We start from the raw sequence: 22392 nt of genomic DNA, 5'->3' as shown, positions 1-22392 counted from the left end.
GTCATTGAATATCGGCGGTGGATACGCCAACTGGAAGCGCGCTCACGAGCCATGCGCGGCCACTGAACTCACGCAGCCGCACGTGATTTTCGACGACGAGATCGCCATTCGCGATGCGCGTCGCGTGCAGACCGGCATCGCCCGACGAAGCGTTCGCGCCGTCCTTGAAGCGCTGAAAGTACGCGCCGAGCAGCGCTTCGGTGTCGGGCATGGCCGGTCCGCGCCAGGAGATTGCGTACACGGCGCCGCTGGCCGCGACGTATTCGCGCACGACGATGCCGTTCGCGTCCGTCGTTTCGACGTAATCGAGCAGGCCGTGCGTCGATCGATGCGCGACGACACCTGGCGAAAATACGGCGCTGCGCGCTATCGCGCCGAGTTGCGCTTGTGCAGGCGCGGCCATCGATCCGCCGAGCGCGATGCAGGCCGCCGCGAGGTAATGAGGATTTCTTAGCGTATGTCTTGGCGTAGTCACGTGTTCCTCTCTCAGTTTCACTCAGATAAGTCTTAATTTTGAGAGCGATTCTAGAGGGAAGAAGGGGATGGGCGATACCGTCGCCCGAGGCACTCGAAAGCCGCGAAAAGCCTTCGAAAGACGGGCGTGGTGCCTTGAAAATCAGTACGTTACGAAGCTCGAAAAGCCAAATCGCCTATTTTTGAGACTGTCATAAATTGTCATTTCGAGGCGAAGACGTTTTAATGGCTTGGGTGCATCCATGCCTTTTGACCGCAACAAAAGCGCATTCGCTGCCGATGGCGAATTGCCAACAAATCTCAGCGACAAAAGAGCAGCCAGTTTCCGTGGATCAATATCGCGACGAGCGTCGCAGAAAACGAAACCAGCCTCTTTTTGCCAGAGACACCGCCAGACCGGTAAAATGCTGGGTTGATCCACGGAAGAACCCGTGGCGTTGCGGAAGGACTTTCCAGACATGACAGATTTTCGTGTAACCAGGCGGGTTGCTGCGGTCGTCGCAGTGGCAGGAATCGTGGCGGGTTGCGGCACGTCTTCACCTAACGCGATCAACTACAAGAGCGATCAGCGCTCCAAGCAGGAAACCCTCGCGAATCCGCCGAACCTGCTCGACGAAGCCGTCGATCAGCGTTCGCTGCCGCCACAGGGCGGGCAGACATCCCTTTCCGATCTGCAGCAAGTCCAGAAGGTCGCACCCACCGCGCCCACGGTGGTGCCGCCGATCACGGGCATGCGCATTCAGCGCGATGGCGCCGAGCGCTGGCTCGTCGTCGACGACCGCGCGCCCGATCAGGTCTGGCCGCAGATCCGCCGGTTCTGGCAAGAGCAGGGCTTCTTGCTCGTCGTCGATCAACGCGATAAAGGCGTGATGGAAACCGACTGGAACGAAACGCATCCGCAAATTTCAGATGGCCTGATTCGCGACACGCTCTCCAAGGCCACGGGCAATTCCTATGTCACGGCCGAGCGCAACAAATACCGCACGCGTCTCGAAGCGGCGCCCAACGGCGGCACGTACGTGTTCATCAGCCAGAAGGGCATGCGTGAAGCGTTGACCGGCGTAAACAACGACACGAGCCAGTGGCAGGCGCGTCCGAACGACCCCGCGCTCGAAAACGAATACCTGCGCCGTTTGATGACTTCGCTTACCAACGCGGACACGCGTCAAGCGGGCGGCACGTCTTTGCCGGGCGCGACCGCCGCGGCGGCGAGCGCCAAGGCTGGCGACAAGAAGGCTGCATCGGTTGCCGCGCAGAACGCGGCCAACGCAGGCAACAGCCCCATTCGCAACGAAGCCGTACCCGAAGCCACGACATCGGAGCTGACCCTGCCCGAAGCTTACGACCGCGCGTGGCTGCGCGTGGGCATCGCGCTGGATCGGGCGAACTTCACCGTGGACGATCGCGACCGTGGGCGTGGCGTCTACTACGTGCGCTACGTCGATCCGAACGACAAGACATCGGCCGAGCAGGGCTTTTGGAGCCAAGTGTTCCACGGCCGCAAGGAAATGGTCGCGAAGCAATATCAGGTCAACGTGCGCGCGGTTACCGAACAGCAAACACGCGTAGCAATCGTCGACGACAAAGGTCAACTCGATTCGTCGCCGCAAGCGCGTCAGATCATGGCCTTGTTGGCCGGTCAGATCGGCTGATCATCGCGTTCGCAGCCTTCGGGCTGTCATCGTGTGCAAACCGCCTCGTTATCGAGGCGGTTTTTTTTCGTCAACCTTTCTCGGCGCGACAAGTTAAGCCGATAGCGAAAAAATCGGTCGTGCGATTGAACGCATATGCGAGCGTTCCGCGCTTATTGCGCAGAGGATTCTTTCTATCGCGCTATGTGCGCAAAAGCTTATAGAAAACGACCGAGTGGACAGTACATTACGTCATCGGCGAACACGGTACAGCGAAGCGCCGGTACAGGACAAACGAATAATGGTTCGCGTTCTCGCGAACCCCGATGGCCCCGTCGCCTATCCTCGTAGGGCGACGGTTTTTACCCGCGTTTCATTCGGAACGCGGGTTTTTTCTTTGTGGATCGAAAACGGCAAAGTGCGCCGCGCGCGGTTATGCTTCGCGTTCCATCCCAACATTGAAACGAGGAGAACACTTATGTCGGAAGTCGCAGTCGTCGCTATTTTTGTCGCGAAGCCAGGCAAGGAAGAGGAACTCAGGAAAGTGCTCGAAGCGAATGTGGAGCCGACTCGCAAGGAACGCGGCGCGTTGCAATACGACTTGCATCGCGATGTGAAGGAACCGCGCCGCTTCATCTTCGTCGAGCGTTGGGAAAGCGAAGAGGCACTCGCCGAGCACGGCAAGTCCGCGCATATCCAGGCGTTTCGCGCCAAGTCGCCGGAACTGGCCGAGCACGGCGAGGTTCACGTCGCAGGCAAGATTCTCTGAACTGCGGCGTGAATGAACGGCGCGGATGCCGTTGGGTCGTTAGTGCGTTTCGTGCGGGACGTCGAGGATCAGAATGATGGTCCAGTCCGCATCGCCGTCGTGATGATATTGACGCTCGGCCACGATAAACGGTTGCTGCTTGCCTGACGGCCCGAGGAAAAGCACATCGCCTTCCATCGGCAAACATTCGACCGGCGGCAGTGCCAGATAGGCGTCCTTGCTGGCGTTGCGCGGCATCAGTTTCTCGATTTTGCGCGATGCCGCCTCGGTCCATTCGATATCGAGCTGGATATTGCTCATGCTGTCGTTCGCACGGTCAGTGCGCTCCACGGTTGAATCGTTAAAAAGACGATGCGCAATGTAGCACACGCCATGCGCAATTCGTTCGCCACGTCTCAATGAACAAACGGCCCGCAGGCCGTTTGTTCGCAATGCACGTTTCGCGATGAACGACTCAACCTTCGCGGGTCAGATCGCCTCGTAAAGCGGCAGGGTCAAAAATTCGGTGAACTGCGCCGAAGTCGACATCTCTTCGAAGATCTTGGCCGCGCGTTCGTAAGGCTTGGTATCGCTGCCCGCGCCGCCGACCAACTGCTTCACCTTCTCGAGTTCATCGATGGTGATCTCCCGCACCATCGCTGCCGTGACCTTGCGGCCATCGTCGAGCTTGCCCTTCGGCGAACGAATCCACTGCCACACTTGCGAACGCGAAATCTCGGCGGTCGCGGCATCTTCCATCAGATTATGGATCGGCACGCAGCCATTGCCCGCGAGCCACGAACCGAGATAGTGAATGCCCACGTTCACGTTATTGCGCAAACCGGCTTCGGTGATTGGCTCTTCCGGACGGAAATCGAGCAGATCGTGTGAGCTCACCCGTACGTCGTCACGCTGCTTCGCGATCTGATTCGGCTTGTCGCCGAGCACTTTCACGAATTCTTCCATCGCAATGGGCACGAGTCCCGGATGCGCGACCCAGCCGCCGTCGTAACCGTCGGTGGCATCGCGCGCCTTGTCGGAACGTACGCCGCCCATCGCTTTTTCGTTCGCGGCGGGATCGTTCTTGATCGGAATCAGCGCCGCCATGCCGCCGATAGCCGGCGCATTGCGCTTGTGGCACGTCTTCAGCAATTCGAGCGCATATGCGCGCATGAAGGGCACGGTCATCGTGATCTTGGCGCGATCGGCGAGGCAGAAGTTTGGATCGTTCTTGAACTTCTTGATCGCGGAAAAGATGTAATCCCAGCGGCCTGCGTTCAGGCCGGAGCTATGTTCGCGCAGTTCGTACAGAATCTCGTCCATTTCAAAGGCGGCGAGAATGGTTTCGACCAGCACGGTCGCGCGAATCGTCCCGCGCGCAATGCCCACGCTTTCCTGCGCCGCGATGAAGATGTCGTTCCACAGACGCGCTTCGAGATGGCTCTCCATCTTCGGCAGATAGAAGTAGGGGCCGCTGCCGCGCGCGATCAGTTCCTTCGCGTTGTGATACAGGAACAGCGCGAAGTCGAAGATGCCGCCCGAGACGCGCTCGCCATCGACCGTCACGTGTTTCTCATCCAGATGCCAGCCGCGCGGACGCACGATCAACGTGGCGACCTGGTCGTTGAGCTTGTATGACTTGCCGTTCTGTTCGAGCGAGATGGTGCGGCGCACGGCCTCCATCAGATTGAGCTGGCCGGTGATCTGGTTGTCCCAACTCGGCGCGTTCGAATCCTCGAAGTCGGTCATGTACGAATCCGCGCCGGAGTTGAGCGCGTTGATGATCATCTTGCGCTCGACCGGACCGGTGATCTCCACACGACGGCATTGCAGGTCCTTCGGCAACGGCGCCACTTTCCAGTCGCCTGCGCGAATCGATTCGGTCGATGCGAGGAAGTCGGGACGCTCGCCTGCATCGAGCCGCCGGGTACGGTCGATACGCGCGGCGAGCAGTTCGCGGCGACGCGGCTCGAAACGGCGATGCAGCGATGCAACGAGCGCGAGCGCCTCGGGCGTGAGGACGGTTTCGAAGCCCGGCTTGATCTCGGCCGCGATGCGCATGCCTTCGGGCAACGAGAGCGGATGCGATTGCGATGTCTGCGTCATGTTCAAATCTCCTTGGTCGGTCAGACGGTTTTGCTTGTAGCGGTAAAGCGGTAAATCAGTTGCGCGGCGCCCGGCGCGCACCACGTAAGGGAATGTCCTGTGGCTTGCATCCACCTTCGATGAATTCGATCAGTTCGGCCATGCCGCGTCCCGTTGCACGTGGCGCGAGCCCGAGTTCTTCCACCGGCAAGCCGGCGCGATTGATCCAGAACGTTGTGTAGCCGAACCAGGTCGCGCCCGCGATATCCCAGCCGTTCGACGACACGAACACGATCTCGCGCGCCGCCACGCCGAAAGCGCGCGTGCCGAGTTCGTACGCGGCGGCGGCGGGCTTGTAGGCGCGCACCGCATCGACGGAAAGCACGTGGTCGAAGAGGCCCGTCATGCCCGCGCTTTTGATGGCGATATCGAGCATCGGCGGATTGCCGTTGGACAGGATCGCGAGGGGAATGCCTGCGCGCTCGCGCCATTGTTTGAGCGCGGTCACGGTATCGGGGAACGCGGACAGGCAGGCGTATTCGTCCATCAGACGCTTCTCGGCGGCGCTGGTGAGCGCATCGGCAAGACCGAGGCGGGCGGCGGCGTGGCGCAGGGCATCGATCGTGATGTCCCAGAACGGCGCGTAATGGCTACCCGACGGATCGGCGAGCGTGCGCAACTGCGTGTATTCGATCTGCTTTTGCCGCCAGAGCTGCGAGAGCGGCTCGCCCTTGCCGGGAAACAGTTGCTCGGCCACCGAGACGACCGAGTGAACGTCGAAGAGCGTGCCGTAGGCATCGAAAATCACTGCGCGGGGAGATGGGTGTGTCGTTATGGCCGACATAGCCGTGCGCTCCATGTAGAGGTCGGGTTGGATTGTATTGGTGATCGTAGTGAAGGAAAAAGCATCGCCGGATCACTTGATCTTTTACTTTTTAATACCTAATCTGAGCGCGAGTCCCGCATTTGACGAAAAAAACGCATGGATCGATTCAAGCAGATTGAGACGTTCGCGGCCGTTGCGGCAAAAGGCAGCTTGTCGGCGGCAGCGCAGGCGGAAGGCATCGCGCCCGCGGTAATAGGCAGGCGGCTCGACGCGCTGGAAGAACGGCTCGGCGTCAAGCTGCTCGTGCGCACGACGCGCAAGATCACGCTGACGTTCGAAGGCTCGGCGTTTCTCGAAGACTGCCAGCGCATCATCAACGACATGCAGAACGCGGAATCGAGCGTGTCGGCGGGCGGCGTGAAGGCGAGCGGGCATCTGCGCGTGTCGGCGCCGGCGGGCTTCGGGCGGCGTCACGTCGCGCCGCTCGTGCCGAAATTCACGTCGCTGCATCCGGACGTTTCCGTGAGCCTCGATCTCACCGACCGCATGGTCGATCTCGTCAACGAAGGCTTCGATTGCGCCGTGCGTCTCGGCGAGTTGCCGGATTCGTCGCTCGTGTCGCTCAAACTCGGCGAGAACCGGCGCGTGTGCGTGGCGTCGCCCGACTATCTCGCGAAATTCGGTGAACCCGCGGACCTCGCGGCGCTTGCGCATCACAACTGTCTCGCGCTTGGGGCATCGGCGAATCAGCAGCGCGGCTGGGTGTTTCAGCAAGATGGCAAGGTAGTGACGATCAAAGTCTCCGGCACGATGGAGTGCTCGGACGGCGCCGTGCTGCACGAGTGGTGCATGGAAGGGCGCGGGCTCGCGTGGCGGTCGTGGTGGGAGGTGGGCGAGGATATCGGCGCGGGACGCCTCGAGAGCGTGCTCGATGCGTTCGCCGCGCCGCCTATCGGCATCCACGCCGTTTTTCCGCAACGCCGGCACTTGCCGTTGCGTGTGCGTCTTTTTCTCGATCTGCTCAAGCATACGTATAACGCTTCGGGATACTGGGGATGAACCGCCCTTGATCGCGCGTTTGCGGCACTAGAATGAAAGCACGCACCGACGCCCGAAGGAGGACGCCATGTTCAAACACATCCTTGTGCCGACGGACGGTTCCGAACTGTCGCAAAAGGCCATCGACGGCGCGATCGACCTCGCGCAATCCGTTGGCGCACGCATCACGGCTTACGCGTGCCTGCCGCAATACCCTTATTCGCCTTTCGCCGATGTCGCCGTCGAACCACCCGACGACTTCCACACGCGCGCCGAACGCGAAGCCCGCGATCATCTGCGCGCCGTCGAACGCGCGGCGATCGCGGCAGGCGTGGCGTGCGACAGCGTGACGAGCATCGACGCGGCGCCGTATATCGGCATCATCGAGGCGGCGGAGGGCAACGGCTGCGACGTGATCCTGATGGCCTCGCACGGCAGACGCGGGCTTGGCAGTCTCCTGATCGGCAGCGAGACACAGCGCGTGCTCACGCATACCAAGATTCCGGTCATCGTCTATCGGTGACAGGTCACGGTGAAATGAAAAACGGCGGCCATGTCGCCATGGCCGCCGTCGGTTTCACTGCGCTCCCTGATTCAGCCTGCCGCTTTTACGCGACCTTTTTGTCGAAGAACTGCTCGTCTTCCGTCGATCCATGCAGCGCGGTCGTCGATGCGTCGCGTTCGACCGTTTGCGTGACGGCATCGAAATAGCCAGTGCCCACTTCGCGTTGATGCTTGACCGCCGTGAAACCCTTGTCAGCGGCAGCGAATTCGGCTTGCTGCAGTTCGACGAAGGCGCTCATCTGCGAGCGGGCGTAGCCGTGCGCGAGGTTGAACATCGAATAGTTCAGCGCGTGGAAACCCGCGAGCGTGATGAACTGGAACTTGTAGCCCATTGCGCCGAGTTCGCGCTGGAACTTGGCGATGGTCGCGTCGTCCAGATTCTTCTTCCAGTTGAACGACGGCGAGCAGTTGTACGAGAGCATCTTGCCCGGGAACTGCTTGTGGATGGCTTCGGCGAATTTCTTCGCGTATTCCAGGTCCGGCTTGCCGGTTTCGCACCATACGAGGTCCGCATACGGCGCGTAGGCGAGGCCGCGCGACACTGCCTGATCCAGCCCCGGACGCGTGCGATAGAAGCCCTCCACGGTGCGCTCGCCGGTCAGGAACGGCTTGTCGTTGTCGTCGATGTCGGACGTGACGAGATCGGCGGCTTCGGCATCCGTGCGCGCAATGACGAGCGTCGGCGTGCCGCAGACGTCGGCGGCAAGACGCGCGGCCGTCAGCTTCGCGACGTTCTCACGCGTGGGCACCAACACCTTGCCGCCCATGTGGCCGCACTTTTTCACCGACGCCAACTGGTCCTCGAAGTGCACGCCCGCTGCGCCGGCTTCGATCATCGCCTTCATCAGTTCGAAGGCGTTGAGCACGCCGCCGAAACCGGCTTCGGCATCCGCGACGATCGGCGCGAAGTAATCGACGTCAGCCGGCATCGCCCGGATTCTTGCCTTCGGACCATTGAATCTGATCGGCGCGCGTAAGCGTGTTGTTGATGCGCTTCACGACGAGGGGCACCGAGTTCGCCGGATACAACGACTGATCCGGATACATCTCGCCCGCGACATTAGCATCGCCCGCGACTTGCCAGCCGGACAGGTAGATGGCCTTGAGGCCGGCTTTCACCTGCTGCATCGCCTGATTGCCAGTCAATGCGCCAAGCGCGTTGACGAACGGCTCTTCATGAATCGACGCCCACAGCTTTTCAGCGCCACGCCGCGCGAGCGTGTGCTCGACCGGCACGGAGCCGCGCAGACGCACCACGTCCTCCGCCGAATAGCTGCGCTTGACACCTTTCCAGCGCGAATCCGTTTCCCATTCCTGATGGAGTTGTTGGGCTTGCTGTTGACGTGAGGTCATGGCGTTTCTCCTTGAGATTGAACTGAGTTCCTTGGCGATTTGAGCTTCGTGCGCCGACGTCGGCGGTTTCGTTTGCTCAACTCTTATATAAGAGTCTAGGCAAATTGCCGCCCGCAACACAGTCCCTGCAGAGAGATTTGCGTATAAATATTTTCGTTAAAATACAGGGAGATGGAATAATATTTCTACGATGCGAAATACGGTTTTCCATCTTGCAATGCCCGACGTTGTGCCGCGCAGCACGTCTTTTGCGACGCAAAAGATCATTGCACATCGTGAAATATGGCGAGCGGACGAAAAAAAACCGACGCGCGAGGCATCGGTTTTTTTTGTGCAATCGGGCAAAGGGCTTTTATAGCCGCTCTGCCCTTTAAGCGATCAAGGCTTAGCTGCCGCGGCGCGGGGCGCGCGGACCATCGCTGCGGCGGGCGAAACCGTCGCGCTGGCCACCGAAACCGCCATCGCGCGAACCGCCACGATAACCGCCTTCGCTGCCGCCGGCGTTGGTGCCGCGATAGCCGCCGCCTTCACCGCGATACCCGCCTTCGCGCGAACCGGTGCTCGGCTTGTTACCGTATCCGCTGGCGTTGGATGCGCCGTACCCACGGCCACCGCCGTTACCGCTGCCGCCATTGCCACCGCCGCTGCCGAAGCGACGACCGCCGCCATTGCCGCCGCCCGGACGACCACGGCCGCCAGCGCCGCCACCGAAACCACCCTTAGGCGGCGACTTGCGCGGCTCGAAGCCGACCACGACGTTCACCGGCAGCGGCGAACGCACGAAGCGCTCGATACGCTTCAGCGCGCCGATTTCAGCGTAATGCACGAGGCTCACCGCGATGCCGCTGCGGCCCGCGCGACCCGTGCGGCCGATACGGTGCACGTAGTCTTCCGCGAACTTCGGCAGATCGTAGTTGAACACGTGCGTGATGCCGGGAATGTCGATACCGCGTGCAGCCACGTCGGTCGCGACCAGCACGCGAACGCGCTTTTCGCGCAGCGCGCGGATCGTGCGATTGCGTGCACCTTGCGGCAGGTCGCCGTGCAATGCGGCGGAATCGAAGCCAGCGTCCGACAGACGGTTGGCGATCAGGTCCGCGTCGCTCTTGGTCGCCGTGAAGACGATTGCCTGATCGAGGCCTTCGTCGCGCAGCAGATGGTCGAGCAGACGATCCTTGTGATCGCGGTCATCGACGTAATGCACGTGTTGCGCGATGTTGTCGCGCGCTTCGAGCTTCTGAACGATCTCGATGCGCTCAGGGTCCTTCAACAGACGGCCGGTAAGTGAAGCGATCTTGCCGTCGATGGTGGCCGAGAACAGCAGCGTCTGACGCGAAGCTGGCGTGGCGGCAACGATCGTTTCGATGTCGTCGATGAAGCCCATGTCCAGCATGCGGTCGGCTTCGTCGAGCACGAGCATGTCGAGAGTCGACAGGTCGATACGGCCACGTTCGAGGTGATCGATCAAGCGACCCGGCGTGGCGACGAGAATCTCAGGGTTCTTCGCAAGCAGCATCAATTGCTGGCCGTAAGCCACGCCGCCGAGAATGCTGACCGTGCGCAGACGCTTCAGATGACGGCCATAGGTCGTCGCGGCAGCGGAAACCTGCATGGCGAGTTCGCGGGTCGGCGTGAGCACGAGCAGACGCGGGCGCGCGACGGGTTGCTGACGGCGCACCGGCTTGGCATTCGGGTCACGCGGGGCGCGCGGTTGCTGCGCCTGGAGCTTCTCCATTTGCGCGAATTTTTCGATGGCGGGCAGCATGAACGCGGCCGTCTTGCCCGAACCGGTCGGGCTGGAGACGAGCAGATCGCGGCCGGCGAGCGCTGCGGGAATCGCGCGCTGCTGAACCGGCGTCGGCGACTGATAGCCTGCGGCGGTCAGCGCGGAGACGATGTCGGCGGACAGGCCAAGCGACTCGAACGTCGGGCCTTCGGGTTGTGCCACGGCTTGTACTGCGGGTGCTGCGGGGAGGTCTAGTGCTTGTGCTGCGATGTTGTCCAACGGGCTGGGGGTAATGCTCGAAGTCATGTCGATCCTTGAAACGGGAAATGAGGCGTCGGCGCCAATCGGCATACCCAGGTCGTTGGATTCAGCGAGCGAAGAAACAGCGAGCAAATCGAAAAACGGGGGCCACTCGCACGCATAAGCGGCGAGAATCTTTTTAGAAGCTGTATAGGATACGGCAGACCCGAGGGGCGCTGACGTCAGCCTGATGCATGACGGGCCGATAGATGCGAACAACACAACGCGCGAATACAACACGCAGACGGCCTGGCAGGGAGGGGACAGTTTCTAAACTGGATTGGGGCAAAACGCTACGAAACGCTTTGTTGCTCGGAGGATCACCGATCTTGCTTGGGTCTTTCTCGGGTGATGCAACTTACAGTCAAGCGCTGACCGCTAGTATATCGTAGTTTGTTGCACCGCGCCACATGATGAAGCACCTGCGCGCCAATTTCGGGCATTAAAGCGCGCCGGCATACTTAGCTCGTGAATTAGTCAGCGTCGCCGCGTCTGAGCGAATCGACCAATTCCACGTAACGCCGCTTGGCGTCGTCGGCGGGTGTGCCTTTGAGCGCGGCCCAGGCTTCGTACTTGTACTTGCCGGCGATATCGGTGAAGCCTGGCTTGTCGCCTTGAACGTCGCCGAGACTGCCTTGCTTGAATAGCGCATACAGGCGCAGCAGCGTGAGATTGCCGGGGCGCTCGGTCAACTGCGTGACATCATTCTGCGCCTGGGCGAATTGCTGATCGATCTCGGTCATGCGCGTTTCTCCTGCGAGTCTTTGGGCTGCCGATCTTAGCAAGCGCATTCTCCCGAATGGGTCGAGGTTTTCTTCGAACCGAGCGAAGCCTCCAGAGCCCACGCATCGCCGAAAACGCGTCGCGCCGATTCAGATGGCGCGAAAGCGTCGCGGGTCCCGCATTACAATACCGGCTATGACACGCACCGTTCTGCTCGCCCTCGATACCTCGACGGAGTTCTGCTCCGTTGCGCTCTTGCTCGCCAATTCTTCTTCTCCTTCCGATACCGTCGCCCCGCAATACGTACACGACGACCTACGCGTCTGGTATCGCCACGAGGCGACGGGCGCGGTATCCAGCACGCGGCTGCTGCCCGCGGTGCGCGAGTTGTGCGAGGACGCTGGCGTCACGCTTGCAGAATGTTCGGCGATCGCGTTCGGCGCGGGTCCGGGCTCCTTCACGGGATTGCGCACCGCGACAGGCGTCGCGCAGGGTTTGGCGTTCGGCTTGAACGTGCCGGTCGTGCCCGTGAGCACGCTCTTCGCATGCGCACAAGCGGCGCGCCTGCACGACGCAGCGCTGCCAGCGCGCGTGCTCGTCGCACTCGATGCACGCATGGACGAAGTCTACTGGGCCGACTTCGAGTTCGACGATGCAACGGGCGCATGGCGCACGCTGCATCCCGCATCGCTCGATGCACCGGCGGCCGTACCGCTTCCCGATGTCCCCTTTGCGCTCGCGGGCAACGCTGCAACGGCTTTTGGCGAGCGTTTTCCCGCGCTTGCAGCCGCGACGGTCGTCGATCGTCATGCCTTGCCGCACGCGCTTCCCGTCGCGCTGATCGCGCTTCGCGAATGGCGCGCGGGACGGGCGATTGCACCTGAACTGGCCGCACCCGACTATATCCGCGACAAGGTGGCGCAAACGACGGCGGAGCGCATGCAGGCGCGCGCCGCATCGGGCGAGGGGGCGCTGCGGTGAGCGGCGTGCTGCTGGCGGACCGGTATCTGACGCCGATGACCGAGGCCGATCTCGACGAAGTCGCCGCCGTCGAAAAGATGGCGTACGAGTTTCCGTGGAGCCGCGGCAATTTTCAGGACTCGTTGCGCAATGGTTATTACGGCGTGTGCTTGCGGCATGTGACGGGCACGCTCATCGGCTATTGCGTGCTGATGCCGGTCGTCGATGAAATGCATCTGCTCAACCTGTGCGTCGCGCCGAGTGCGCAGCGCGCTGGAGCGGGGCTCACGCTGTTGCGCGAGGCGGTGCGCATCACGCGCACGGAAAAGCTCGAAGGCGTGTTGCTCGAAGTGCGGCCGTCGAACCCGCGTGCCATTCAGCTTTACGAGCGCTTTGGCTTCGTGGCCATCGGGCGCCGGAAGAATTATTATCCCGCGCGGCACCGTTCGCGCGAGGACGCAATCGTCATGCGTCTGTCGTTTCCGAAGGAGAGTGCGCATGGCGCTCGATGATCTGCTTGTGGAAGAACTCGGCTTCGGGCCGGTGTGGGTGCGGCGGCGGGTGAGCGACGCGGGTGGCGCGTCTTCGGCTTCCTTGACGTTGCCATCGGAAGTTGCAGTCGAGGCGCGGCTTTCGCGTTCGTCGCGTGGCGAAGTGGCAAGTCCGGATGCAGATAAGGCGGCATCGTTGGCTTCGAAAACATCGGAGGCGCGGTTGACGCCTCTTCCGGCGGCCAATCCACACGACGCATCGGCGACGCATCAGGGAAATGTGGCGAGCCCAACCTCGCGCGATTCGCTGCCGAATCAAGCGCCTGAGGGTCGTGCGCAAGACGCATCGCCTGATGCCTTGGCCCACCAACCGCGCTTACGCGAAGCCGAAGCCGTCACTCGCGCCGATCGCGAACCGGCACGCGCCGCACGCGAACCAAGCCCGCCTCAAGACCACGAAGCCCCTTTCGAAGCCTACGACGATCTCCCGTGGACCGACGATGCGCCGTTTTACGCACCGTCGCCCGCCGCAGCCGACGCCCCGAGCGACATCCATACGCTCGATTGGGACACGCTCGCCGCGCGCGTTGCCGGTTGCGAACGCTGCCGCCTGTGCGAGCGCCGCACCAACACGGTGTTCGGCGTCGGCGACCGCGAAGCGGATTGGCTGCTCATCGGCGAGGCGCCCGGCGAGAACGAGGACAAGGAAGGCGAACCGTTCGTCGGCCAGGCCGGCAAGCTGCTCGACAACATGCTGCGCGCGCTCGAACTGTCGCGCGAGTCGAACGTCTTCATCACCAACGTGTTGAAGTGCCGTCCGCCCGGCAATCGCAATCCGGAACCCGAGGAAGTCGCGCGCTGCGAGCCTTATCTGCAACGTCAGGTCGAGCTCGTGAAGCCGAAAATCATCGTCGCGCTCGGGCGCTTCGCGGCGCAGAGTCTTCTCAAGACGGACGGCAGCATCGCGTCGATGCGCGGCCGCGTGCATGAATATCGCGGCGTGCCGGTGGTGGTCACGTATCACCCCGCGTATCTGCTGCGCAGCCTGCCCGACAAGGCCAAGGCCTGGGCGGATCTGTGCCTCGCGCGCGGCACGTACCGGGATGCGCTCGCCGCGCTCGGCGTCGAGGCGGGCGCGCAGGAAGGACGAAAGGGCGGCCGCTGATGTCGGCGCCATCGCCGGATTTCGCGCGCATCGTCGATGGTTTCGGCGACACGACGGTGCGGGATCTGGCGTGGCTGCTACTCTCGCCGGACTTGCTCGACGAGCATCATGCGGGCGCGCGGCTCGCTCATCCCTTCGACTCGGAAGCAATGCGGCGAACGACGCTCGCGTGGCTCGCCGAACTCGATGCCGCGCCCGACGCGCTCCACGCCCACACGCGCAACCCAAAGAGCACTCGGCTCGGCATCTATGCGGAAAGCCTGCTGGAATTCTTCCTGGCGCACGGGCCGGCGGCGCGCCTGATCGCCGCGAACGTGCAGATACGGCGTCAGCGTCGCACCATCGGCGAATGCGATTTTCTGCTCGAAACGGCGGACGGCGCGCGGCTGCATTGGGAACTCGCGGTGAAGTTTTATCTGCATATCGGCGAACCTGTCGCGCAAGGCGGTGCCGATCTCGACGCGTCGTTAGGCGCGCGTCTGCCGGATCGCTTCGTCGGTGAACACGCCGCGCGAGGCGGTGTCGATATCGACGCGTCGTCCGGCGCGCGTCTGCCGGATCGCTTCGTCGGTGAACACGCCGCGCAAGGCGGTGGCGATCTCGACGCGCCGTCAGGCGCGCGTCTGCCAGGCCGCATTGTCGGTGAACGCGCCGCGCAAAGCGGTGGCGAGATCGACGCGCCGTCCGGTGCGCGTCTGCCGGATCGCTTCGCCGGTGAACGCGCCGCGCAAAACGGCGACGCTGACGCCGCGTCGCCAAGTTCACGACTCTCCGACTACGTGGGACCGAACTTGCAGGATCGCTTCGATCTGAAACATGCGCGCTTGCTGACGCATCAGTCCACGCTGACGGCGCGTCCTGAGTTCATCGCGCTGGGTTACGAAGGACCGTGGGAGCCGCGCTTGTTCATCAAGGGGCGGCTCTTCTATCGCGATGAAGGCGTCGCGAGCGCGCCTGAGATCGGCGAGCAGCATTTGCGCGGCTGGTGGATGACGGCATCCGACTGGCGCGAGAAGCGTGGCACGGCAAGCAATGCCCACTATGAGCGCGCGTGGATCGTGCAGCCACGACTCGCGTGGCTGGCTTCGCGGCGGCTCCGCGCAGACGATGCGAACGCGTTGTTGGCCGAGGCATCGGTGATTCATGCGCGTCTGCAAGAGATTGCCATGCCGACGATGATCGCGGCTTATCGACGCGATGATGCGGGCAACTGGAGCGAGGAATCGCGCGGCTTTATCGTGCCGGACGACTGGCCGGAGCGCGCGCGGATCTTTGCGGCGGCGCGGTTATAGAGCGTTCAGGCGCGCGCCGACCGCTACCACCAGCGATAAAAATGATGCACCGGCCCGACGCCGTGCCCGACATCGAGCCGCGCGCTCGCTTCGATCGCGCCCGTGAGATAGCGCTTCGCTTCAGCCGCCGCGCTCGCGAGATCGTCCGTTTGCGGAATCAGCGCCGCAATCGCCGACGACAACGTGCATCCCGTCCCGTGTGTATTCTTGAGCGGCACGCGCGCACCGTTAAGCCGCATCGAACCGCTTGCCTCGACGAGCCAGTCGGGACTATCGGCCGAAACAAGATGGCCGCCTTTCATCAGCACCGCGCGCGCGCCGAGCGAGCGCAACGCTTCGCCCTGACGGACCATTTCGTCTTCGTCGACGGCCGGCGTCGAGCCGAGCAGCGCCGCCGCCTCCGGCAGATTCGGCGTCACCAGCGTGGCAAGCGGAAGCAGTTCGTCGCGCAACGCCGCCACCGCTTCCGGCGCGAGGAGCGCGTGATTGCTCTTGGAAATCATCACGGTATCCAGCACGACATGCGTCGGCTTATGCCGCCTGAGCGCATCGGCGACAGCGCGCACGATATCCGCGTTCGCCAGCATGCCGATCTTCACCGCGTCGATGCGAATGTCGTCGAACACGGCATCGAGTTGCGCGGTGATGAACGCCGCTTCCGGCGCATGCACGGCCGTGACGCCGCACGTGTTCTGCGCCGTGAGCGCCGTGATGACGCTTGCGCCGTACGCGCCGAGCGCGGAGAACGCTTTCAGATCGGCCTGGATACCCGCGCCGCCGCCCGAGTCGGAACCGGCGATGGTGAGCACGTTGGGGATGGTTTTCGTATCGGCCATAAGGTGACGGTGAGGTTCAGGCGCGTTCGATGATCTCGCGCAAGACGCGCGACGCGTCGCGGGGATCGGCCGCCTTGCAGATTGCGGAGACGACGGCAAGACCCGCGGGTTTCGCGCGCCTGACATCCGCGGCATTGTGCGTCTGAATGCCGCCGATCGCCACCGTGGGCAAACGCGCATCGGCGACGAGCGCAGCCAGGCCATCGATACCGCATGGCGCCGATGCATCGGTCTTCGTCGGCGTGGCGTACACCGGTCCCGCGCCGAGGTAATCGACGGTTCCTCGTAGCGCGTTCGCCGCGTCGAGTTCGGCGCGATCGGCCACCGACAAACCGATGATCGCATCCGCGCCCAGCAAGCGCCGCACGGCGTCGGCCGGCAGATCGCGCTGCCCGACATGCACGCCATCGGCCCCGACTGCAAGCGCGACATCCACCTGATCGTTGATGATGAGCGGCACGCCATGCGCACGCGTGAGCGGCAGCAGATCGCGCGCGAGCTCGTACCACGCGCGCTTGTGCCACTCGGGCGCGCGTAATTGCAAGATGGTCGCGCCGCCTTCGAGCGCCGCGCGCGCCACGGCAAGCGCCGCAGCGTGTCCGCCGCACTGCGCGGGATCGAGCACGAGATAAAGCGAAAGATCGAAGGAAGGCCGCATTTGCCGAGCGATCAGGAAAGCGCGACGTCGCGCATGACGAGCGTCTGCCCGAACGCGTTCTCGTCGAGTGAGGCCAGCCGGTCGAGATACGCGACCGCGAAACTGCCGGGCAGGGCGGCATCGCGCGCGGCGAGTTCGCCCGCAATCGTCGTACAGGCGATGGCCGCGACCGTCGCCGCGAAGTGTTCATCGCGCGATGTCGCGGTGGCGATGAACGCCGCGACCGTCGCCGAGAGCGCGCAGCCCACGCCGGTTACGCGCGTCATCAGCGGCGAGCCGTTCGAAAGCGCGACGACCTGCCGGCCATCGGTGATGTAGTCGGTGGCACCCGTCACCGCGACGACTGCCTGCGTCCTGAGCGCGAGGATCTGGGCGGCGTCGAGCGCGGCGTCGGTGGCGGCGGTGCTGTCCACGCCGCGTCCGCTTGCAGCGCCGCCCGAGAGACTGATGATCTCGGATGCGTTGCCGCGTATGACCGCTGGCGTGAGATCGAGCAGTTCGAGCGCGAATTCCGTGCGGAACGTGAGCGGGCCGACCGCGACCGGGTCTAGCACCCACGGCTTGCCGGCGCCGTTGGCGGCATCGACGGCGGCACGAATCGCGCGGGACTGCGGGACATCGAGCGTGCCGAGATTGACGGAGAGCGCGCCCGCGATCGGCGCGAATTCACCGACTTCCTCGCGCGCGACGACCATGGCCGGCGCGGCGCCGATGGCAAGCAGCACGTTGGCCGTGAAGTTGGTGACGACGAGATTCGTCAGGCAATGCACGAGCGGCGCATGACCGCGCACGCGCGTGACGAAGGAATAGAGATCGGCGGAAAGCATGATGGAAGAAGATTAGCCGATGCTACGAGCAAAGCGTGCCGCGCGCCTTCAATGCCGCGCTTCGCCGATCAGCGCGACGGAATCGAACGCGCGCTGGTTCGCCTGATGCCGCCGCATGACGAAGTACATCATCAGGCACACGAAGGTGCCGAACAGCACGATCACGAACTGGATCGGCACGTCGAGCCACACCAGCACGGCGTAGAGGCACAGCATGACGAGCACGGAGAGATTCTCGTTGAAGTTCTGCACGGCGATCGAATGGCCCGCCGACAAGAGCACGTGCCCGCGATGCTGGAGCAGCGCGTTCATCGGCACGACGAAGAAGCCCGACAAGCCACCGACGATCATCAGGAACAAATAGGCGACGAGCAGATACCCCGGAAAGTGCATCTTGCCGAAGTAGATGCCCCAGTGCGCGGGAAAGAGGTGGCGCGTGTAGAACGCCATCAGCATGACGGCGATACCCATCATGATGCCCACCGGCAACACCGACAGCGAGCGCTTGAGCGGCACGCGCGCCGCCGCGAGCACCGCGCCGACCGCGACGCCCACCGCGATCACCGCCTGCAAGATGGCGGCCTGCGAGAGCGTCATGCCGAGCGACACTTCGGCCCATTTCAGCACGATGAACTGCAAGGTCGCGCCCGCGCCCCAGAAGAGCGTGGTGACCGCGAGCGAGATTTGTCCGAGCTTGTCGTGCCAGAGCGTCACGAAGCAACCGGCGAAATCGGTGATAAGCTTGATCGGCCGCGTTTCCTGCTTCGGATAACGCGCGCCAGTGTCGGGAATGCGCAGGTTGAAGATCGCGGCGATCACATACATCAGCACGATCACGAGCATGGCGGCTTCGGCGGGCGTATTGACTTTCGGAATGTGCAGACTGAGCAGATGCCCGGCGATATGCGGACTGATGAGCGCGCCGCCCATGACCGTGCCCAGGATGATCGACCCGACCGTGGTGCCTTCTATCCAGCCATTGGCGGCAACGAGCCGGTCGGCGGGCAGCAGTTCGGTGAGAATTCCGTACTTCGCGGGCGAGTAGGCCGCCGCGCCGAAGCCCACGATGCCGTAGGCCAGTAGCGGATGTGCGCCCACCAGCATGGTGATGCAGCCGACGACCTTGATGGAATTGGTGACGAACATCACCCGGCCCTTGGGCCGCGAGTCCGCGAAAGCGCCGACGAAAGCCGCGAGTACCACGTAGGAGAGCACGAAGAACAGCTTCAGGAGCGGCGTCATCCAGTTCGGGGCGTGAAGGTCTTTCAGCAGTGCAATGGCAGCAATCAGGAGAGCGTTGTCAGCCAGCGATGAGAAAAACTGCGCGGCCATGATGGTGTAAAAACCTTTTTTCATCTGATCCGAAGCTTTCCTCACTGCGGGTGATCCGCCCCGCCCGCCGGACATGCCGCTTGTCTTGCGATCGGGCTTATGCCTTTCGAAATGGGTTGTGCGCACGGCTTTATAACACGAAAATAGGCGCATTCTGACTAGCAGTAATCTCGATGACGCTCGAAAAACAGACGATCGTCCGCGAGTTTGTTCTTAAGATACTGATTCGCAAGGCGTCTTTGAGACCCGCAGCACGCAATGCCACGCTGGCGTATGCTCGCCCTTCCGACTGCCCGAACCGCAATTCCACACACGCTCATGCCGCGCCCCCTTTCCGCCACCATTCACACCGCCGCACTCGCCAACAATCTCTCCGTCGCACGAAAGCACGCGCCGAAATCCAAAATCTGGGCTGTCGTCAAGGCCAATGCTTATGGCCACGGACTTGCGCGAGCGTTCCCCGGACTTCGGGCAACGGACGGCTTCGGGCTTCTGGACCTCGAAGAAGCCGTAAAGTTGCGTGAATTGGGTTGGGCCGGGCCGATTCTTCTGCTCGAAGGCTTCTTCCGGCCGACCGATATCGACGTGATCGACCGCTACAGCCTGACCACGGCCGTGCATTGCGACGAGCAATTGCGCATGCTGGAAATGGCGCGGCTGTCCAAGCCTATCAATATCCAGTTGAAGATGAATAGCGGCATGAACCGGCTCGGCTACGTGCCCGAGCGGTTCCGCGCGGCGTGGGAGCGGGCGCGGGCGGTGCAGGGCATCGGGCAGATCACGCTCATGACCCATTTTTCCGATGCCGACAGCGAACGCGGCGTCGCGCATCAGCTGGCGGCGTTCGAACGCGGCGCGGAAGGCATTGCGGGGGCGCGCAGCCTGTCGAACTCGGCGGCGGTCCTGTGGCATCCGGCCGCGCACTTCGACTGGGTGCGGCCCGGCATCATTTTGTATGGCGCGTCGCCGTCGGGCGTGACGGCCGATGTCGCGAATCTCGGGCTGCGTCCGGCCATGACGCTTTCGTCCGAGCTGATCGCCGTGCAGACGGTCGAGGCGGGCAGCAGCATCGGTTACGGTTCCACTTACACGGCGGGACAGGCCATTCGCATCGGCGTGGTGGCGTGCGGTTATGCGGACGGTTATCCGCGCGTGGCGCCGGAAGGCACGCCCGTTATCGTCGATGGCGTGAGGACGAAACTCGTCGGCCGCGTGTCCATGGACATGCTCACGGTCGATCTCACGCCGGTTCCGCATGCGGGCATCGGCTCGCGCGTCGAACTGTGGGGCCCGAATCTGCCTATCGACGATGTCGCCTCTTCGTGCGGCACCATCGGCTATGAATTGATGTGCGCGATCGCGCAACGCGTGCCGGTACGCGCGGAATGACCCAGGCATCGAACTTCAACCGGACTTATAGCAAGGCAGCGCGTGGCAAAAGCAGCGAAAGCAAAGACGCTCTATATCTGTAGCGAATGCGGCGGACAAGCGCCGAAATGGACCGGCCAGTGTGCCGCGTGCGGGGCGTGGAATACGCTCGTGGAGTCGGTGGAGCAGGGCGCTTCGGCGCATCGCTTCCAGGCGCTCGCGAAGAGTTCGCCGGTGCAGCGGCTCGCCGACATCGAGGCCTCCGACGTGCCGCGTTTCACCACGGGCGTCGGCGAATTCGACCGGGTGCTCGGAGGCGGTCTCGTGCCCGGCGGCGTGGTGTTGATCGGCGGCGATCCGGGCATCGGCAAATCGACGTTGCTCTTGCAATCGCTTGCGGAAATCGCCCGCGAGCGGCGCGCGCTCTACGTGAGCGGCGAAGAATCCGGCGCGCAGATCGCGTTGCGCGCGGCGCGGCTCGGCCTGACGGGCGCGCGGGACAGCGCCGTCGGCGACCTCGGCTTGCTCGCGGAAATCCAGCTCGAAAAAATCCAGGCGACCATCGACGAGCAACGGCCGGAAGTCGCGGTCATCGATTCGATTCAGACCATTTATTCCGAAGCGCTCACCTCCGCGCCCGGCTCGGTCGCGCAGGTTCGCGAGTGCGCGGCGCAGTTGACGCGCATCGCCAAGCAGACCGGTACCGCGATCATCATGGTCGGCCACGTGACCAAGGAAGGCAGCCTCGCGGGGCCGCGCGTGCTGGAACATATCGTCGATACGGTGCTGTACTTCGAAGGCGATACGCACTCGTCGTTCAGGCTCGTGCGCGCCTTCAAGAACCGCTTTGGCGCGGTCAACGAACTCGGCGTGTTCGCCATGACCGAGCGCGGCTTGCGCGGCGTGGCGAATCCCTCGGCGCTCTTTTTGTCGCAGCACGAGCAGAGCGTGCCGGGGTCGTGCGTCCTGGTGACGCAGGAAGGCTCGCGGCCCTTGCTCGTCGAGGTACAGGCGCTCGTCGACACCGCGCACGTGCCCAATCCGCGACGCCTCGCGGTCGGGCTCGAACAGAACCGGCTCGCGCTCTTGCTCGCGGTGCTGCATCGGCACGCGGGCATCGCGTGTTTCGATCAGGACGTGTTCCTGAACGCCGTCGGCGGCGTGAAGATCACCGAACCCGCGGCCGATCTCGCCGTGCTGCTCGCCATCCATTCGTCGATGCGCAACAAGCCGCTGCCGAAGGGCCTCATCACGTTCGGCGAAGTGGGACTCGCCGGCGAGATCCGGCCTTCGCCGCGCGGACAAGACCGGCTCAAGGAAGCGGCCAAGCTGGGCTTTTCGGCCGCGCTGATTCCGAAGGCCAACGCGCCGAAGCAGCCTATCGACGGGCTGAACGTGATCGCGGTGGATCGGATCGAGGAAGCGATCGACCGCGTGCGCGACCTGGAGTGAGCTCCTGGCGCGCTTGGTCGGAGCTTCGTAATGCGGCGTAAAAATGTCGCGTCGATATGTAACCTGATTCGCGCGCGATCTTCTTATCCTTACAGGGCTACGGAACCGGCCGGCTTCGTCTGCTGTCTCGACACAGGCGAAGTGATTGCAAGGATCGAGAGGACCACGCTTTGAACCACATCAAATCAACGCGGCCCAAGCCCGCGTTTCATCTGCGCGGGTGCCGTGTCTCCGCGCCGCTGCAGCAGCCTTTCGGTGGCGGATGCCGGATCGTCGAATGGATCGACGGTGAAGGGCAGATTTCGCGCCGTGTCGTCGCGGCCGATGCCACCGAGGACGAAGTCGTCGCGACTATCCGCCGCCATGTGACGGGGCGCAAGCACGTGCTCGTCGATGACGAACGGCAACCAAGGCAGACCTTGCCGCGAAGGTGAAATTCGTGGCGGCGGCGTGGGTGAACGTGTTGCGTGTCGATCAGTGAAGGGTTCGCGCTTCCTACGAAGCACGGTGGCGTTCGAAGGCTTGCGGCGCGCCAGGCACGCG

General features: G+C 63.2%; 22 protein-coding genes and 1 pseudogene. 11 read left to right on the top strand and 12 right to left on the bottom strand.

Translation table 11 applies throughout. From position 1 onward, the window contains the following. Position 1 precedes the first annotated feature (1 nt). On the bottom strand, positions 2–475 hold the full coding sequence (locus P9292_RS36395) for a DUF2844 domain-containing protein (protein ID WP_244827723.1): 474 nt from the start codon (positions 473–475) through the stop codon (positions 2–4). 141 nt (positions 476–616) lie between these two features. Beyond that, the gene (locus tag P9292_RS36390) at positions 617–934 is read right to left on the bottom strand and encodes a hypothetical protein (protein WP_309963932.1); all 318 of its coding nucleotides are present in this window, start codon (positions 932–934) and stop codon (positions 617–619) included. Between P9292_RS36390 and bamC the strand changes: the two genes are divergently transcribed. After that, the gene (gene bamC / locus P9292_RS36385) at positions 933–2126 is read left to right on the top strand and encodes an outer membrane protein assembly factor BamC (RefSeq protein ID WP_244827724.1); all 1194 of its coding nucleotides are present in this window, start codon (positions 933–935) and stop codon (positions 2124–2126) included. The two genes, P9292_RS36390 and bamC, sit on opposite strands and share 2 nt — an antisense overlap. Before the next feature lie 457 nt (positions 2127–2583). Beyond that, positions 2584–2874, top strand: coding sequence for a putative quinol monooxygenase (locus P9292_RS36380; protein ID WP_244827725.1), 291 nt, complete (start codon positions 2584–2586; stop codon positions 2872–2874). Between the two features lie 39 nt (positions 2875–2913). Here the strand turns inward: P9292_RS36380 and P9292_RS36375 are convergent, their stop codons facing one another. The 3 genes from P9292_RS36375 to P9292_RS36365 all read right to left on the bottom strand — a co-directional run bounded on the left by P9292_RS36375 (position 2914) and on the right by P9292_RS36365 (position 5782). Further along, positions 2914–3174, bottom strand: a complete 261-nt coding sequence (locus P9292_RS36375; RefSeq protein WP_244828011.1) for a DNA-binding protein — start codon at positions 3172–3174, stop codon at positions 2914–2916. A 168-nt stretch (positions 3175–3342) separates the two neighbouring features. After that, positions 3343–4959, bottom strand: a complete 1617-nt coding sequence (gene aceB, locus P9292_RS36370) for a malate synthase A (protein ID WP_309963929.1) — start codon at positions 4957–4959, stop codon at positions 3343–3345. Between the two features lie 55 nt (positions 4960–5014). Continuing rightward, entirely contained in the window at positions 5015–5782 is a 768-nt protein-coding gene (locus P9292_RS36365; RefSeq protein ID WP_250492253.1) for a haloacid dehalogenase type II, read from the bottom strand. Positions 5783–5920: 138 nt separating this feature from the next. On the opposite strand from P9292_RS36365, the gene P9292_RS36360 reads away from it, so the two are divergent. Both P9292_RS36360 and P9292_RS36355 read left to right on the top strand, forming a co-directional pair. Beyond that, on the top strand, positions 5921–6823 hold the full coding sequence (locus P9292_RS36360) for a LysR family transcriptional regulator (RefSeq protein WP_309963926.1): 903 nt from the start codon (positions 5921–5923) through the stop codon (positions 6821–6823). Positions 6824–6890: 67 nt separating this feature from the next. Further along, entirely contained in the window at positions 6891–7325 is a 435-nt protein-coding gene (locus tag P9292_RS36355) for a universal stress protein (protein ID WP_244827729.1), read from the top strand. A gap of 85 nt (positions 7326–7410) precedes the next feature. Here the strand turns inward: P9292_RS36355 and aceA are convergent. From aceA to P9292_RS36340, 3 genes and pseudogenes are all read right to left on the bottom strand, one after another. Further along, positions 7411–8719 (bottom strand): annotated as a pseudogene (aceA, locus tag P9292_RS36350) (isocitrate lyase). 385 nt (positions 8720–9104) lie between these two features. After that, positions 9105–10751, bottom strand: a complete 1647-nt coding sequence (locus tag P9292_RS36345; RefSeq protein ID WP_250464456.1) for a DEAD/DEAH box helicase — start codon at positions 10749–10751, stop codon at positions 9105–9107. A 467-nt stretch (positions 10752–11218) separates the two neighbouring features. Next, on the bottom strand, positions 11219–11488 hold the full coding sequence (locus tag P9292_RS36340; protein WP_244827732.1) for an acyl-CoA-binding protein: 270 nt from the start codon (positions 11486–11488) through the stop codon (positions 11219–11221). A 175-nt stretch (positions 11489–11663) separates the two neighbouring features. On the opposite strand from P9292_RS36340, the gene tsaB reads away from it, so the two are divergent. From tsaB to P9292_RS36320, 4 genes are read left to right on the top strand one after another with little or no spacing between them, the layout of a single operon-like run. Continuing rightward, complete coding sequence (tsaB, locus tag P9292_RS36335) at positions 11664–12449, top strand: tRNA (adenosine(37)-N6)-threonylcarbamoyltransferase complex dimerization subunit type 1 TsaB (RefSeq protein WP_309963922.1); 786 nt, start codon at positions 11664–11666, stop codon at positions 12447–12449. Next, a complete protein-coding gene (rimI, locus tag P9292_RS36330; protein ID WP_244827734.1) occupies positions 12446–12940 on the top strand; it encodes a ribosomal protein S18-alanine N-acetyltransferase in 495 nt (164 codons plus the stop codon). Before tsaB ends, rimI begins: the two co-directional genes overlap by 4 nt. After that, the gene (locus P9292_RS36325) at positions 12927–14084 is read left to right on the top strand and encodes a uracil-DNA glycosylase family protein (RefSeq protein WP_309963920.1); all 1158 of its coding nucleotides are present in this window, start codon (positions 12927–12929) and stop codon (positions 14082–14084) included. Before rimI ends, P9292_RS36325 begins: the two co-directional genes overlap by 14 nt. Beyond that, positions 14084–15376: a DUF1853 family protein gene (locus tag P9292_RS36320; protein ID WP_309963918.1), complete on the top strand. Its 1293-nt coding sequence runs from the start codon at positions 14084–14086 to the stop codon at positions 15374–15376. Before P9292_RS36325 ends, P9292_RS36320 begins: the two co-directional genes overlap by 1 nt. A 23-nt stretch (positions 15377–15399) precedes the next feature. Here P9292_RS36320 and thiD read toward each other — a convergent pair whose 3' ends face one another. The 4 genes from thiD to lplT are packed head-to-tail and all read right to left on the bottom strand — an operon-like array spanning position 15400 to position 19053. Beyond that, a complete protein-coding gene (thiD, locus tag P9292_RS36315) occupies positions 15400–16212 on the bottom strand; it encodes a bifunctional hydroxymethylpyrimidine kinase/phosphomethylpyrimidine kinase (protein WP_250464463.1) in 813 nt (270 codons plus the stop codon). Between the two features lie 16 nt (positions 16213–16228). Next, entirely contained in the window at positions 16229–16870 is a 642-nt protein-coding gene (gene thiE, locus P9292_RS36310; RefSeq protein WP_309963916.1) for a thiamine phosphate synthase, read from the bottom strand. A gap of 11 nt (positions 16871–16881) precedes the next feature. Then, positions 16882–17697, bottom strand: a complete 816-nt coding sequence (thiM, locus tag P9292_RS36305; RefSeq protein WP_309963914.1) for a hydroxyethylthiazole kinase — start codon at positions 17695–17697, stop codon at positions 16882–16884. Between the two features lie 48 nt (positions 17698–17745). Then, complete coding sequence (lplT, locus tag P9292_RS36300) at positions 17746–19053, bottom strand: lysophospholipid transporter LplT (protein ID WP_244827740.1); 1308 nt, start codon at positions 19051–19053, stop codon at positions 17746–17748. A gap of 294 nt (positions 19054–19347) precedes the next feature. Between lplT and alr the strand changes: the two genes are divergently transcribed. The 3 genes from alr to P9292_RS36285 all read left to right on the top strand — a co-directional run bounded on the left by alr (position 19348) and on the right by P9292_RS36285 (position 22283). Beyond that, positions 19348–20418, top strand: a complete 1071-nt coding sequence (gene alr / locus P9292_RS36295) for an alanine racemase (protein ID WP_244827741.1) — start codon at positions 19348–19350, stop codon at positions 20416–20418. 42 nt (positions 20419–20460) lie between these two features. After that, positions 20461–21849 carry a DNA repair protein RadA gene (gene radA / locus P9292_RS36290; protein WP_244827742.1) on the top strand — a complete coding sequence of 463 codons (1389 nt, stop codon included), beginning with the start codon at positions 20461–20463 and terminating at the stop codon, positions 21847–21849. Between the two features lie 170 nt (positions 21850–22019). After that, positions 22020–22283: a DUF2866 domain-containing protein gene (locus P9292_RS36285; protein WP_244827743.1), complete on the top strand. Its 264-nt coding sequence runs from the start codon at positions 22020–22022 to the stop codon at positions 22281–22283. Positions 22284–22392: the final 109 nt, after the last annotated feature.

Origin of the sequence: Caballeronia sp. LZ001, assembly GCF_031450875.1 — a bacterium.
In the GTDB taxonomy this organism is placed as follows: domain Bacteria; phylum Pseudomonadota; class Gammaproteobacteria; order Burkholderiales; family Burkholderiaceae; genus Caballeronia.
This window is presented reverse-complemented; position numbering and strand designations above follow the sequence as displayed.